The sequence below is a fragment of the Bacteroidales bacterium genome (assembly GCA_017521245.1).
Taxonomy (GTDB): Bacteria; Bacteroidota; Bacteroidia; order Bacteroidales; family G3-4614; genus Caccoplasma_A.
In genome coordinates this window covers 304,976-319,698 of sequence record JAFXDI010000001.1, presented here as the reverse complement: position 1 = coordinate 319,698, position 14,723 = coordinate 304,976, and the positions used below count along the sequence as shown (strand labels likewise).

Here is a 14,723-nt window from a genome sequence, read left to right as displayed (position 1 = left end):
TATTTCCTCCTGATGATGGTCTTCCGTTATATGACGGAGTTGACTTTTTAGGAGTTGTGTTTGCTTTATTGGGGGCTACCGAATGGTTATTATGCGATGGTTGTGTTGCTCCATTATATCGTATTGCTCCATCAGTACGACCTCCAGTTCCTACTGAACCTCCGGGATTATAACGATGCCCACTATTATTATTTGGTTTTGGCTGTGGGCGATATTCTGGTTTATGTGGTGGAGGCGGTGTTGGTCTATATCCTGGATATGGACGTGGTGGGTAATATCCTGGATATGGTCTTGTTGGATGATAACATGGGTAGTATGGGTTATAGGCTGTTGGCCAATACCATGGATCGTATCTCCAAGAGTTATAATACCATGAGTTATAGTACCATGGAGAATAATACCACGATGAATATGTGGTGTACCATGGTGACACCCAAGGAGTTGTTATTATATTAATTGATGCTACGTATGGAGTGTAATCATCCTCTATTAGATAGATGTCGTTATAATCTGAATCAATTACATAAATTCCTACTTCGGGGTTGTGGAATCGTTTAATACGCTCGGTATATTGTAAATTACTACTTCCTATATCATTTACATAATAGGTTTGAGTAGTAGTGGTTGTTGTAGTTGTTGTTTGTGGCACTACCTCTTGTGGTGCTACCTCTGATGTTGTATAGCCTGATGTATATCTACGGTTATAGGCATCAACATCCATATCTTGTATTGTTGATACAGATTGTGTTTGAGGTAGGGTTTGTGTTGTTGGTATTGTAGTAGTTGTTGTCTCTACTGTTTTAACCTCCGATATTACCTTTTTTGATATCTTTGCATCGGTCTTTGGAGAGTAATATATATCATCATCAAAGACTGAACGTTGTGCAATTGCTGGAATTGACAACATTAACATCAATGCTATAAAAATTCTCCTTGTCTTCATAATAAAAATAGTTTTTGGTTTCTATCTTATTGACAATTCTAATTTGAAAAGGTTTAGAGATTGTTTTGAGAATATTCTGTTTTTCTATTTTTTTTGTAAAGATAACTATTTATATTGTTTGACGCAAATTTACAGCAAGATGGTATAAAATTGGAGCGGATCTTGCTCACGCAATACCCGCTCCTTCGATAAAGAAAATAGGAAATATATAAAACACAATTGGCTCGCTTCGCTCGCCCATGTTGCTAACGCTCGGCATAGTTTATGCAAGCATAACTCTGCTCTTGCTTAAACGCAACATTGGCTCTTTTTTATCAATTTATTTCTCGCCCATGTTGCTAACGCTCGGCATAGTTTATGCAAACATAACTCCTCTCTTGCTTAAACGCAACATTGGCTCTTATTTATCAATTTATTTCTCGCCCATGTTACTAACGCTCGGCATAGTTTATGCAAACATAACTCCTCTCTTGCTTAAACGCAACATTGGCTCTTATTCTATGTTATTGCAATTTGACTCACCAGTCTTTGTCGTTAACACTCAGCATAGTTTATGCAATTCTATATATATAACAATTAATGTTATAAGATTGTTCAGTCCGATTCAATATTTTTTATCGGTTTTAAATCGAATGAGAAGGTTATTAAACTCAATCCCCAGTAGATAAATGCTAATGCACTTAAGAATAATACTGTAAAAGAACTCATATAAGGTGTATAGAAAAACATAAACGATATGAATATCATTAGTACTCCATTCAAAAGGTATAACCACCACGAACTATATACATTCCGCATTGATATTGATGATACTATATTGTTCACTCCTTTAAACAAGAATACAAAAGCAAAGAAGAAGGGTAATAATAACTCGCTTAACACAATGTTTCCTAATAACAGGAAGCCTAAAAAGATATCTATTATTCCTCCTGCTAACCACCACCCCCAACTATGTTTGTTCCGCTTTGTATCTGATGATATCAACAATTGAACTATTCCATAAGCAACTAATGCCCATCCAAGTAACATCGCTACTACTTCGTATCCTATTGCTGGAGAAAATACTATCCATAACCCAAATGGAATGAATAAAATTCCGACTAACATAAATACCCACCAGAATTTGGTCTTACCCCAAAAATGTATTACTGAAATGTCCATAACTTTATTTTTTTCCTTTATAACAAATATATACGAATAGTTGTTCAATGGTTATTATTTTTTTAGCTCGCCACAAAAAATATTGAAACAAGTTTCTTCTTTTTCGCTCGCTTATTCGTATCTTTGAGGTAAACCTCGAATATACTTTCGCTCGCTGCAAAAAATATTGAAACAAGTTTCTTCTTTTTCGCTCGCTTATTCGTATCTTTGCAAGATGAAACATTTTTTGAGTGTAATATTACTGTTAGCTCTAAGTATGGTCTCTCTTTATGCTCAAAAAAAAGAGAAGATTGGAGAACCATACGCTTGGCGTTTATCAGAGACTTTAGGTACCCGATACAGAGTGCCTATTGACACTCTTCATCTTAACTTCTTTCAAACCGACCAACCATACTCTTGGGATGATGGCTCTACTGGTGCTGGATATTTAGGCGGTCCTTCAATGTCGAGGATTATTTTCAACAGAAAAGAGACGGAGCAATTTATGTTTAAAACTCCTTTTATGCGTAATATCGTTACTCCTCAAACTTATACTTTCTACAATACTCGTATTCCTATGTCTCTGCTTTCGTATATGAGCGGAGCAAGTAAAGAGAATAGAAACGATGATTTAAAGGCTACCTTTTCGGCTAACGTCAATAAAAATCTTGGATTTGAGGGTAATGCTCAATATCTATATAATAAAGGTTTTTATGCCCGACAACGTACTAAAAACTTTAATTGGCAATTGGCAGGTAACTATATTTGCGATAAATATCAGTTAGATGTTATGTTTAATGCTTATAGTTTAGTTATGCAGGAGAATGGCGGTATTGCTGATGATGCTTTTATTCTTCGCCCCGATGAAGTTAATAATGGAAGAGGTGGTGTTGATGAAAAGGATATTCCCGTAAACCTTAATGGTGCTCTTACTCGACTTAAAGGCAAGAACGTTTATGCTACTCACAGATATAATCTGGGTAATTACAAAACCAAAATTATTGATGATACTCTAAAGGTTGAGGAGTATGTCCCTATTATGAGTTTTATTCACACCTTTGATTTTGAAGATAATCAACGTAGTTTTACCGATAGGAATGCTGATGATAACAAAAACTATTTCAAAAACTCATATATTGATGATAGTGTAACAAACGATACTACGTCGTATTGGAAACTTAGTAACACTCTTGGAGTTTCGCTTTCTGACTCTTTTACAAAGAAGGCAAAGATGGAGATTTCGGCTTTTGCTACTTATGAGGTGCGTAGATTTAAACTTATGCCTACTCCCTCGCCCCAATCGGCAAATACCAAACCACAATTACCTATGCTTCCTGATGAATCGTATCCTTATGCAGTGGAACAAAATATGTTCTCGGTTACTGATAATATTGTTTGGGTAGGAGGAGAAATTTCGAAACGCAAAGGTGCTATTTTCACTTACGATGTTAAAGGCAAATGGGGTTTGACAGGGTCGGAACTTGGTTCAATGGATATTTATGGTGATATTCAATCGAAATTTAAGTTCTTAAAGGATTCACTAACAATTAAAGCATACGGATTTTTCAAAAATATGGAACCTACATTCTATACAAAACGATACAACTCAAATCACTTTGTATGGAATAACGATTTCGGTAAAATACGTAAATTCAGAGTTGGAGGCGAAGTTATGATTCCCGGCTGGGGAACATACCTAAATGTTGGATTTGAAAATATTCAAAACCACGTATATTTTAATAAAGAGAATTTGCCCACGCAAGAGAGTGGAAACATTCAACTATTTACGGCAACTCTTAAACAGAAACTTAAATTTAGCATTGTTCATCTTGATCTTGAGGCAATTTACCAAATGTCGAGCAAACAGAGTGTGATACCTGTTCCTGCTCTATCAGCATACGGCAACCTATATGTACTATTTAAAATAGCAAAAGTGTTAGAGACTCAAATTGGTGTTGATTGCCGATATAATACTCTTTATTACAGCGAAATATACAACCCTGCAACTGCTACTTTTAGAGTTCAGGATGAATACAAAGTGGGCAACTACCCTTTTATGAATGTATATGCCAATATGAAACTAAAAATGGTGCGTTTCTATGTTATGTATGCTCACTTTAATAAAGGATTATTTGGAGGCAACAACTATATGAATATGCCACATTATCCAATGAATCCCGCATCGTTTCAGTTTGGCGTAAGCGTTGATTTTGCAAACTAATACTCTATTTATGAAAAGAGTTATTAAAGGAAATATAATATTATACTTTGCTCTACTTGCTGTTGTTATTATGGCTATGATTGTTATTAAAACGCATATCATTAACCATAAACCCGCAGAACGTGATTATCAAGAGATAGCAAACGACACCCTCCGTTTTGTAACAAATATTTATCACGATGATTTAATTGAAGGGATAAATCTTGTTAACTTTGAGGTTGCCGAACTTATTGGAGAAGAGAGCGGACTTGCATACAAAATTGACACTATTAATAGTTTAACTGAGAGTATAAGACTTTTAAACAATAACAAGTATGACGTTATTGCACGTCCAATATTTGCAACAACAGCCAACAAAGAGCGACTATTATTTACTAAGACAATTGACAGAAACGAAAATAGTTTAGTAGTTGTTCAACGCAAAGATGGTGGTATTAAGACCAACCTTGATTTAGTTCAAAAGAGTGTAAGTATTATTGATGATGAAAGTATTAAGATGATTATAAACAATATTGCTTACGAAATCGGAGATTCTATTAAAATAGATGTAAGAGAAAATTGTAGCGCAGAACAACTTATTGTTATGGTTGCAGACTCAACAATAGACTACGCAGTGTGTGGTTATATGATTGCTAAACGTATGAAAGAGTTTCTCCCTCAACTTAACATAGATACAAAGATAAGTATTCCAATACCACAGGCATGGGGCGTAAGGCACTCCTCCGCTAATCTAAAAGATAGTTTGGATGTGTGGTTAGAAAGAGTAAAAAACGGAGAGAAATATAAAAGATTAATGAACAAATATGGATTTTAATAGTTATATAGTGGAGAGGAAAGAGTTCTCCACTTTTATTTTGTACATTAAAATTTATATTTATGAAGAAAAGTATCATTTTCGGTTTAGGAGTTTGCTCAGTTATTGCACTAATAGGATGTAGCAAAACAAACAATCAAAAGAATTATCAAGTAATTGAAACAGTTAGCCAACCCAACGACAGTATGATGATTGTCAGCGGAATTATTGCTGAACCAACAGGAGGAGATAGTTTATCGATAGTATCAATGGAAGGCGACACTATTTGGTTTACAAAGAATGGTGCAATAGTTGAAGGTAGCGGTATTATAATTGGTGATTCTGCAATTGTATATTATACTGTTAGTGATATGATCCCAAACGCAACACCTCTACAAGCAAAAAAAATTGTAACTAAAAAGGCAATGCAAAAGAACAATACAATGCATAAAAGTAGCAAGAAGTAATATTTATAATTAGCAAAAATAACTAAAAGTCATAAAAGGAGAAATCTGATTATGACTTTTTTTATTAAATAAAAGAGTGAAAGCAAAATTGCAATAAATTGTAATATAGGCATTTGAAAGAATAAATAAAAATAAAATATTTTTTTGGTCAAAAAAGTTTGATAAAAATTTGGTGATAATATAAAAACTTCATATCTTTGCATCGCTTTTGAAAGATAAAGCAACCCGTTTTAAGTGTAAGGCGGTTTTGGAGAGATGGCAGAGTGGTCGATTGCGGCGGTCTTGAAAACCGTTGAACTGAGAGGTTCCGGGGGTTCGAATCCCTCTCTCTCCGCCAACAGATTAAAGAGTTTGAACGATTGTTCAAACTCTTTTTTTATATATCTATTTTAGAATAAACTTGTTTAATAATAAAATAGGTATATAAAAAAGAGAGGTTATACGAAGTATAAATCTTTAATCTGTTGGCAAGGAGACCTACGGAGTATTGGGATGCACGAACGAAGATGAGTGAATCCCTTTAATTGCGGACGTGGCAGGCCACGTCCCTACTATCAAATTTATTTGACAATAGGGATAAAGCAAAATTAGGAATAAACATCTATGATGTTTCTCTAATTGCTTGAACAGCATCTCTTCACAGGGATGCACAAACGAAGGTGAGTGAATCCCTTTTTAATGCCAGAAAAGCATTTAAAGCCTAAAAGAGAAGATAGTACTAATTGCTTGAACAGCATCTCTCCATAGGGATGCACAAACGATGGTGAGTGAATCCCTTTTTAATGCCAGAAAAGCATTTAAAGCCTAAATGGTTAGTAGAAAATTGATAGTCTTACCTCCTCTCCTATGTATTCATCTTTTTATACTCTTTTGGGGAGATTCCTGTATATAGTTTAAAATATTTTCGGAAGGTGAATTGCTCAGGGAAGTTTAGTTCGCACGATACGTCTTTGATAGTTGTATTATTTTGACGTAATAATTTTTTTGCCTGATTTATTGTTACAAGCGCTATCCATTGCGAAGGGGTACGTCCAGATGCTTTTTTTATTATTCGGGTAAAATGATTTGGGGAGAAGTTTAGCGCATCGGCATAGAAACTTACCTCTCTGTGATTTTTATAATTTTGAAATAGATAGAATACAAATTTTATCATTATACTCCGCTCTTTTTCATTCTTGACTGTTTCAAAATCTTGTTGACGAAGAAATATTCTTGCGTACTCTAATATTGTGGTTTGCTCTAATAGTGCTATTATATTTTGCACTACTGTGTGTTGCTTTGATGATTGACTGAGGGTTAACAACTCCTCTTTGTAACCATCAATCAAACTTTTGCGATATAGAAAATCTTCTTGCTCTTTTGGGGTACAAGTTAAATAAAATTTGTTTTGTTGCAGGAACTCTTGTACTACTTCTATGTTTACCTCAGCAATAGGAGCGAGTACATCTATCTCATCTTTGAATATGGTTACGATATTAAAGTCTTCCGACTTATGTTTTACCTTTATCTGTATTAACGGTGATTTTATAATGGCATCTCCCGCTTTTAAACAACATAGTCGGTCATTTACTACCATTTCGCAACTTCCTTGTGTACATAGGAAGAGTGCGAAATATATTTCATTATCGGGGCTTTCAAATATATCCATATAACAAAGATAAATATTTTGACTAAACTAATTACCTATTTTTAGGAGTAAAATGAGTTTTATGATGGATTTTGCTCAATTTTTGCTAAGTATTGGCATTTGTTTTATATTTGATAAGGTATATCTTTGTGTCATAATTTTCAATGTAATGAAGTTATGAAGCGTTTTTATCTATTATTTGCACTGACTGTTTTTTCATTGTTTGTTTCTGCCCAATCTTTAGAAGAGTGCAGATCTCTTGCTAAGGAACACTACCCTGAGATAAGTCAGTATGATTTGATTAGCAAAACGGAGGAGTACAATTTATCTAATGCTACAAGGGCTTGGATTCCTCAGGTTATGTTGTCGGGGCAGGCTACTTATCAGTCGGCTACTCCTACTTATCCTGATGCTTTTAAGAAGATTATGCAGAGCAACGGTATGAATATGGTTGGTATTGATAAGGACCAATATAAAATTGCTATTGATGTTACTCAAAGTATTTGGGATGGTGGTCAATCAAAAGCAAATAGGGCAATTGCAGAAGCTGAGGCTAAGGAGCAACGTAGCAGGGTTGATGTGTCGTTGTATGATTTGCAATCGAGAGTTGATAATATTTATTTTGGTATTTTACTCCTTGATGAGCGTATAGAGCAGACTAATGCTTTGATTGATTTGTTAGAGAGCAACCTAAACAGGATACGTTCTTACTATAATAATGGCATTGCAATGCTGAGTGATGTTGACGCTATTGAGGCTGAATTGCTTTCGGCTAAACAGACTCTTACTCAGGTTGAGGCATCGAGAGCAAGTTATCGCCAAATGTTGGAGATATTTATTGGACAACCTTTGAAAGACAAAATATTGAAACGCCCCAATATGTGCGAGGTTACTAATCGTACTTCTCTTCGCCCTGAACTCTCTCTCTTTGATGCTCAACAGAATAAATTCAAGGCACAAAGCAAGGCTATTAATTCGTCTGTTATGCCTCAATTTAGCGCTTTTGCTCAAGGGTATTATGGTTACCCCGGTATGGATATGTTCAAGAGTATGGTTTCAGATGATTGGAGTTTAAATGCTATTGTTGGTGTGCGTATGATGTGGAATATTGGAGCATTTTATACTAAGAAGAATAATATAGAGAAACTGAATATTGCTCAAAAGCAAATTGATGTTCAACGCAATGTTTTTTTGTTTAATACTCAATTGCAAACTACCCAATATGATGGAGAGATTGCCCGTTTAAACAAAGCGATTAAAGATGATGACAGAATTGTTGAACTTAGAACGAGAGTGCGTAAGGCTGCGGAATCGCAACTTGAAAATGGAGTTATTGATGCTACTGATTTGCTTCGTAAGATTACCGATGAGACTACTGCTATTTTAAATAGAAGCACTCACGAGATTGAACTTTTACAGGCTATATATAAACTTAAAAATACTTTAAACCAATAGGATATGAAACGATTTGTATATATTACCATAACATTACTTATGGTTTCGTGTGGAGATAAGAGCGAATTTGACGCTCAGGGTACTTTTGAGGCTACTGAGGTTATTGTTTCTTCGGAGGCTAATGGCAGAATTATTAGTTTTAATATTGAAGAGGGTAATATGGTTGATGCCAATACTATTATTGGAACTATTGATAGTGTTCAACTTTATCTTCAACGTAAACAACTTGAGGCTCAACAATCGGCTCTTCTTGCTTCTCGCCCCGATATTAAGAAACAGGTTTCTTCATTAAAAGAGGAGATTGCTAAACAGAAGGTTGAGTTAAAACGCATAGGTAATATGCTACGTGATGGTGCGGCTACTCAAAAGCAGTATGATGATATTGAGGCTCATATTCGTATTTTAGAGGGTAAATTGGATGCTACGCTCTCTACTCTCACAAAGAATGCTTCTACTATTGATGATAACTCTGCTGCATTAGAGGCTCAAATCTCGGCTCTTGATGATAGAATTGAGAAGTGCAAAATTGTATCTCCTATAAATGGTACTGTTTTGGTTAAGTACGCTGAAGCAGGAGAACTTGCAACAGTTGGCAAACCTCTTATGAAGATTGCTGACCTTGAGAATATTTATCTTCGTGCATATTTTACTTCAAACCAACTTGCTGATATTAAATTGGGAGAGAGCGTTACTGTTATTGCTGACTTTGGAGAAGATAATCGTTATGAGTATGATGGCAAAATAACTTGGATCTCGGCTGAGAGTGAATTTACTCCCAAAACTATTCAAACTAAGGAGTCTCGCTCTAATTTAGTGTATGCAGTAAAGATTGCGGTTAAAAACGACGGTCGTATTAAAATTGGTCTTTCTGGCGAAGTTAAATTATAGTATGAATGCAATAGAGGTTGATAATCTGAGTAAGAGTTACGGCAAAGTTGAGGCCTTAAAAGGTGTGTCGTTTGAGGTGCGAAAGGGAGAACTTTTCGGACTTATCGGACCTGATGGTGCTGGTAAAACTACGTTGTTCCGCATACTTACTACCCTTCTCAATCCTGATTCGGGATGTGCAAAGGTGGAGGGTTGTGATACTGTAAAAGATTATCTATCTATACGTTCAAGGATTGGCTATATGCCTGGAAGATTCTCTCTATATCCCGATTTGTCAGTTGAAGAGAACCTGCAATTCTTTGCTGCTCTGTTTGGTGTTACAATAGAGGAATCGTACGATTTGGTTGCTCCTATATATAAACATATTGAACCTTTCAAGAGTCGTAAAGCAGGAAAGTTATCGGGAGGTATGAAGCAAAAACTTGCTCTTTCGTGTGCTTTAATTCATCGCCCAAGTGTATTGTTTTTGGATGAGCCTACAACGGGAGTGGATGCTGTTTCGCGTAGCGAGTTTTGGGATATGCTTTCGGATTTAAAATTGAAAGGTATTACAATAGTTGTTTCTACTCCTTATATGGATGAGGCAAACCGTTGCGACCGGATTGCTCTTTGCAACGAAGGCTCTATTTTGAGGATTGATACACCAGATAGGATTGTTAAAAGTTTTGATTCAAAACTATATGGTATTAAAGCTAAAAATATGTTTGCTCTTTTAGAGAGGAGCAGAAATTTTAAAGGTGTTGTTAACTGCTATCCTTTTGGAGAGTGGCACCATATTATTATTGACAACGAGTTTGATATAGAAGCGTTAAAAAAAGAGAACAGCCATACTGAAGGTTTTGAGATTGAGAATGTAAATGCCTCTATTGAAGATGTGTTTATTAAATTGATGAAGCAATGAACGATATAGTTATTTCTGTTAAAAATCTTACTAAACAATTTGGCAACTTTATTGCCGTTGATAACATATCGTTTGATGTGAAGAGAGGTGAGATTTTTGGTTTCCTTGGTGCTAATGGTGCCGGTAAAACTACCGCTATGCGTATGTTGTGTGGTCTGAGTTATCCAACCTCGGGCAGTGGTAGTGTTGCAGGCTTTGATGTTATGCGAGAAGGTGAGATGATAAAAAAACATATTGGCTATATGAGCCAACGTTTCTCGCTCTATAACGATCTTACTGTTTGGGAAAATATGCGTCTGTTTGCCGGCATCTACGGAATGTCTAAAAATGATACCGAAGCGAGAGCGACTGAGTTACTTACGCAATTAAACTTTTTGAATGAGAGGGATACTCTTGTTAGTGCATTACCTCTTGGGTGGAAACAGAAGTTATCGTTTGTTATTGCAACTATTCATTCGCCTGAGGTGGTGTTTTTAGATGAACCTACGGGTGGTGTTGACCCAATTACAAGACGTCAATTTTGGGAACTTATATATAAGGCTGCTGAGAGTGGCACTACTATTTTTGTTACCACACACTATATGGATGAGGCGGAATATTGTTCGAGAGTTTCAATTATGGTGGATGGCGAGGTACGTGCCTTAGACACACCTACTCGTCTTAAAGAGGAGTATGGTGTTGAGTCAATGGATGAAGTTTTTCGTATTTTGGCTCGTAAAGCAAAGAGAGGAGAGTAATTTAATGAAAGGGAATTTTGGTTCATTTGTAAAAAAAGAGTCGCTTCATATTCTGCGAGATAAGCGTACAATGTTAATTGTTATGCTTATCCCTGTTGTACTTATGATTCTTTTTGGGTTTGCAATATCTACTGAAGTGAACAATATTCGTGTGGCTGTTGTGGCTCCTGAACGTACTGACGGAATTTGTGATGCTGTTGAAAAAATTTCGCAAAATAGTTATTTTACTTTTTGCGGATATATAAATAATGATGACGTTGATAATAAGTTACGTACAAATGATGTTTGTGCTGTTATTGTATTTGCATCGGATTATGACAGACGTGTTGCTCTTGCCTCAGAGGGTGTTCCCTCAAAGCCCGTTATTCAGTTGATTGTTGATGCCTCTAATGTTAATAGTGCTGGTGCTGCTACTGCTTACTTACAGAACATATTATTGGGGAGGGAATCGCAACAATCAATGTTTGAAACACGTATGTTATTTAACCCTCAGATGAAGAGTGCCTATAATTTTGTTCCTGGTATTATGGGGCTTATCTTTATTCTTGTTTGTGCAATGATGACCTCTGTTTCAATTGTTCGCGAAAAAGAGATGGGCTCTATGGAGGTTTTACTTGTTTCTCCCGTTAGACCTGTTAAGATTATTTTTGCCAAGATGATTCCCTATTTTGCTATTTCGTGTATTGTTCTTATTACAATTTTAATGTTGGCTCATTATCTGTTAGAGGTTCCTATGACGGGTGGTGTTGGGGGTATTCTATCAATTTCGATATTATATTTGATTCTTTCTCTTGCTCTTGGATTATTAGTATCTACTATCGCAAAGACTCAGGTTGTTGCTCTATTGATTTCGGCTATGGTTTTGATGATGCCTATTATGATGCTTTCAGGATTACTATTCCCTATTGAAAATCTCCCTAAGTTTTTTCAGGTAGTTTCGAATATAGTTCCTGCCCGTTGGTATATTGACGCAGTGCGTAAAATGATGATTCAAGGTGAATCTATTACTGCAGTTTGGCAAAATTGTGCTATTCTTTTTGGTATGACTGTTGCACTACTTGGTATCTCATTGAAAAAGTTTAATGATAAACTCGAATAGATTTATGCGTACGTTTATTGTATTACTTCAAAAAGAGTTCTTGCAGATTTGCCGTAACTCGTTTCTGCCAAAATTGATTATTGCATTTCCTATAATGCTAATGCTAATTATGCCTCTTATTATGACAATGGATGTGCGTAATGTTAATGTTGCTATTGTGGATATGGATTGTTCTTCTGTTTCTCGCAGGATTGCTTCTCATATTGAGGCTTCGGACTATTTTTCTCTGAAACAAACGTCCTCTGAATACCCTCTTGCTTTGAGTGCTTTGGAAGAGGGAGATATTGATGTTATTGTTCAGATTCCTAAAGATTTTGAACGTAATATGATGACATCTCCCGAAAGAATTAGCATTACTGCTAATGCAGTTAATGCCACAAAGGGTAGTATGGGTATGCAATACGTTATTCAGACTATTGCTTCATCACTGAAAGAGGTCAAAAACGAGAATAGTGCGATTGCTACATCAGAATTAATTACTATTGAGAATAGATATAATCCAACGCTTAATTATAGGCACTATATGATTCCTGCCCTAATGATTATTATATTTATTCTTATTTGCGGATTTCTTCCTGCATTGAGTATTGTTGGAGAGAAAGAGAGTGGAACTATTGAACAGATTAATGTTACTCCTGTTTCGAGATTTAGTTTTATTCTTTCAAAACTTCTGCCTTACTGGATTATAGGTTTGTTTGTGGTTACTATTGCTATGATTATTGCTCGATTGGTTTATGGTCTTGCCCCAATAGGTTCAGTTGGTACAATTTATTTGGGAGCATTGCTCTTTATATTAACTATATCAGGGTTAAGCCTAACGGTTGCCAATTTTTCAGAGACTATGCAACAGACTATTTTTGTTATGTTCTTTATTATTATGGTTAATATGCTTATGAGCGGTTTGCTTACGCCTATTGACTCAATGCCTGAATGGGCTCAGAACTTTACACTGATATTACCCCCAAGATTCTTTATTGAGATTCTTCGCTCTGTTTATCTTAAAGGTACAACAATTACAGAGTTATGGAATAACTTTATGGCACTGGGTATTTTTGCTATTATATTTAACTCCCTTGCTGCTATTACATATAAAAAGCAGAGTTAATAGGAATTGTTATATATACAAATAAAGGACAGATTTGAAATCCGTCCTTTATTTGTATTATGCCGGATATTACTATTTTTTATATTGTTCTAATTCGGGTAACAACTCTTTTATTTTTGCAACACGATTTGCATCACTTGGGTGTGTACTCATAAACTCAGGCATTGATGCTCCACCTGTACTCATAGACTCCCAGAATGAGACTGCCACTGAGGGATCATATCCCGCCATTGTCATAAATATCAATCCTAATTTATCTGCCTCATACTCTTGTTTACGAGAGAATGGCAACATAACTCCGTAATTTGCTCCCAATCCAAAGATTGTTTCGCCCCATAGTTGTGCTGTTTCAGATTTTCCTGATAGTATTCCGGACAATGTTTGCGATCCTGCTGATAGTATCATTTGCTGACTAATACGCTCATTTGAGTGTTTTGCAACAGCATGAGCTATTTCGTGTCCAATTACCACTGCTAACTCATCCACACTTTTTGTATATGGTAACAACCCGTCATATACTACTACTTTACCTCCCGGCATACAGAATGCATTTGCTGTACTATCATGGGTTAACACAAACTCCCACTCATATCCTGAGATTTGAGAGCTCATTCCAACAGACGCTAAATAATTTTCAACTGCTTTTTGAATTTTTAATCCACATTCTGCAACTACTTTTGCACTGATTGTATCAGGTGATGGTTTTGCTGTTGAAATGTAGTCGTTATAACTTTGTAGCCCTAATGCCAAAACCTCTTGATCGCTAACTAACAGAAATTGTTTACGATCAGTCAATGGCACTGTACTACACGCCGTTAGAATTACTGCTATCAGCAGTATTAAACAATTTAATTTTTTCATCTTGATTTATTTTTATTTATTCCAATTTTTATAGGGGTTTCCTATTAAATTTGAATTGTAATATCGGGGATCGGAGGTTACCTCCTCTCCTACCCACTCAGGCAAGACAAACTCCTCTTGTTCATCTGAAAGTTCAATCTCCGCAACTACTAACCCTTGATTATCTCTTAAGAACTCATCTATTTCCCATATATGATCATCCTCTGCCTTATATAAATACCTGTTTTTTTCTATTACGGGTTTTTCACATAAATTATCAATAATCTCTTTTGCCTCAACAACCGGAATCGCGTATTCATATTCAAGACGAGTGGCTCCTATATTTTCGCCTTTAATAGTTATGTACCCTTTATCTCCTTTTATTCGCACTCTTACCACTCGCTCTTTTTGAGATATTAGATAGCCCTGCAAGATATATGTTACATTTGATTGAGATCTATATTGATTATCTGTTACCAAATATTTACGTTCAATCTCTTTTCCCAT

13 protein-coding genes, 1 tRNA gene and 1 pseudogene are annotated in these 14,723 nt (G+C 35.7%); 10 read left to right on the top strand and 5 right to left on the bottom strand.

All coding sequences use genetic code 11. From position 1 onward, the window contains the following. Positions 1 to 211 precede the first annotated feature (211 nt). Positions 212 to 346 (bottom strand): annotated as a pseudogene (locus IKK64_01260) (spore coat protein). Between the two features lie 1,191 nt (positions 347 to 1,537). Beyond that, a complete protein-coding gene (locus tag IKK64_01255) occupies positions 1,538 to 2,104 on the bottom strand; it encodes a DUF308 domain-containing protein (protein ID MBR4118688.1) in 567 nt (188 codons plus the stop codon). 214 nt (positions 2,105 to 2,318) lie between these two features. Between IKK64_01255 and IKK64_01250 the strand changes: the two genes are divergently transcribed. The 4 genes from IKK64_01250 (at position 2,319) to IKK64_01235 (ending at position 5,901) form a co-directional block, all read left to right on the top strand. Further along, complete coding sequence (locus IKK64_01250) at positions 2,319 to 4,304, top strand: putative porin (protein MBR4118687.1); 1,986 nt, start codon at positions 2,319 to 2,321, stop codon at positions 4,302 to 4,304. A gap of 10 nt (positions 4,305 to 4,314) precedes the next feature. Beyond that, positions 4,315 to 5,118 carry a transporter substrate-binding domain-containing protein gene (locus IKK64_01245; GenBank protein ID MBR4118686.1) on the top strand — a complete coding sequence of 268 codons (804 nt, stop codon included), beginning with the start codon at positions 4,315 to 4,317 and terminating at the stop codon, positions 5,116 to 5,118. 62 nt (positions 5,119 to 5,180) lie between these two features. Beyond that, on the top strand, positions 5,181 to 5,564 hold the full coding sequence (locus tag IKK64_01240; GenBank protein MBR4118685.1) for a hypothetical protein: 384 nt from the start codon (positions 5,181 to 5,183) through the stop codon (positions 5,562 to 5,564). A gap of 249 nt (positions 5,565 to 5,813) precedes the next feature. Next, positions 5,814 to 5,901, top strand: a tRNA-Ser gene (locus tag IKK64_01235). 507 nt (positions 5,902 to 6,408) lie between these two features. On the opposite strand, the gene IKK64_01230 is transcribed toward IKK64_01235, so the two are convergent. After that, a complete protein-coding gene (locus tag IKK64_01230; protein ID MBR4118684.1) occupies positions 6,409 to 7,212 on the bottom strand; it encodes a helix-turn-helix transcriptional regulator in 804 nt (267 codons plus the stop codon). 156 nt (positions 7,213 to 7,368) lie between these two features. Between IKK64_01230 and IKK64_01225 the strand changes: the two genes are divergently transcribed. From IKK64_01225 to IKK64_01200, 6 genes are read left to right on the top strand one after another with little or no spacing between them, the layout of a single operon-like run. Continuing rightward, complete coding sequence (locus tag IKK64_01225; protein MBR4118683.1) at positions 7,369 to 8,646, top strand: TolC family protein; 1,278 nt, start codon at positions 7,369 to 7,371, stop codon at positions 8,644 to 8,646. A gap of 3 nt (positions 8,647 to 8,649) precedes the next feature. Continuing rightward, positions 8,650 to 9,534, top strand: a complete 885-nt coding sequence (locus IKK64_01220; GenBank protein ID MBR4118682.1) for an HlyD family efflux transporter periplasmic adaptor subunit — start codon at positions 8,650 to 8,652, stop codon at positions 9,532 to 9,534. Between the two features lies 1 nt (position 9,535). Continuing rightward, on the top strand, positions 9,536 to 10,435 hold the full coding sequence (locus IKK64_01215; protein ID MBR4118681.1) for an ABC transporter ATP-binding protein: 900 nt from the start codon (positions 9,536 to 9,538) through the stop codon (positions 10,433 to 10,435). Beyond that, positions 10,432 to 11,172: an ABC transporter ATP-binding protein gene (locus tag IKK64_01210; GenBank protein MBR4118680.1), complete on the top strand. Its 741-nt coding sequence runs from the start codon at positions 10,432 to 10,434 to the stop codon at positions 11,170 to 11,172. The genes IKK64_01215 and IKK64_01210 overlap by 4 nt, the downstream gene beginning before the upstream one ends. 4 nt (positions 11,173 to 11,176) lie before the next feature. Further along, positions 11,177 to 12,271 carry an ABC transporter permease gene (locus IKK64_01205; GenBank protein MBR4118679.1) on the top strand — a complete coding sequence of 365 codons (1,095 nt, stop codon included), beginning with the start codon at positions 11,177 to 11,179 and terminating at the stop codon, positions 12,269 to 12,271. Positions 12,272 to 12,275: 4 nt separating this feature from the next. Continuing rightward, positions 12,276 to 13,376 (top strand): ABC transporter permease, encoded by a 1,101-nt coding sequence (locus IKK64_01200; GenBank protein MBR4118678.1) that lies wholly within the window; start codon positions 12,276 to 12,278, stop codon positions 13,374 to 13,376. Positions 13,377 to 13,448: 72 nt separating this feature from the next. Here IKK64_01200 and IKK64_01195 read toward each other — a convergent pair whose 3' ends face one another. Continuing rightward, positions 13,449 to 14,237, bottom strand: coding sequence for a M48 family metallopeptidase (locus IKK64_01195; GenBank protein ID MBR4118677.1), 789 nt, complete (start codon positions 14,235 to 14,237; stop codon positions 13,449 to 13,451). Between the two features lie 12 nt (positions 14,238 to 14,249). After that, positions 14,250 to 14,723 carry a CYTH domain-containing protein gene (locus IKK64_01190; GenBank protein ID MBR4118676.1) on the bottom strand — a complete coding sequence of 158 codons (474 nt, stop codon included), beginning with the start codon at positions 14,721 to 14,723 and terminating at the stop codon, positions 14,250 to 14,252.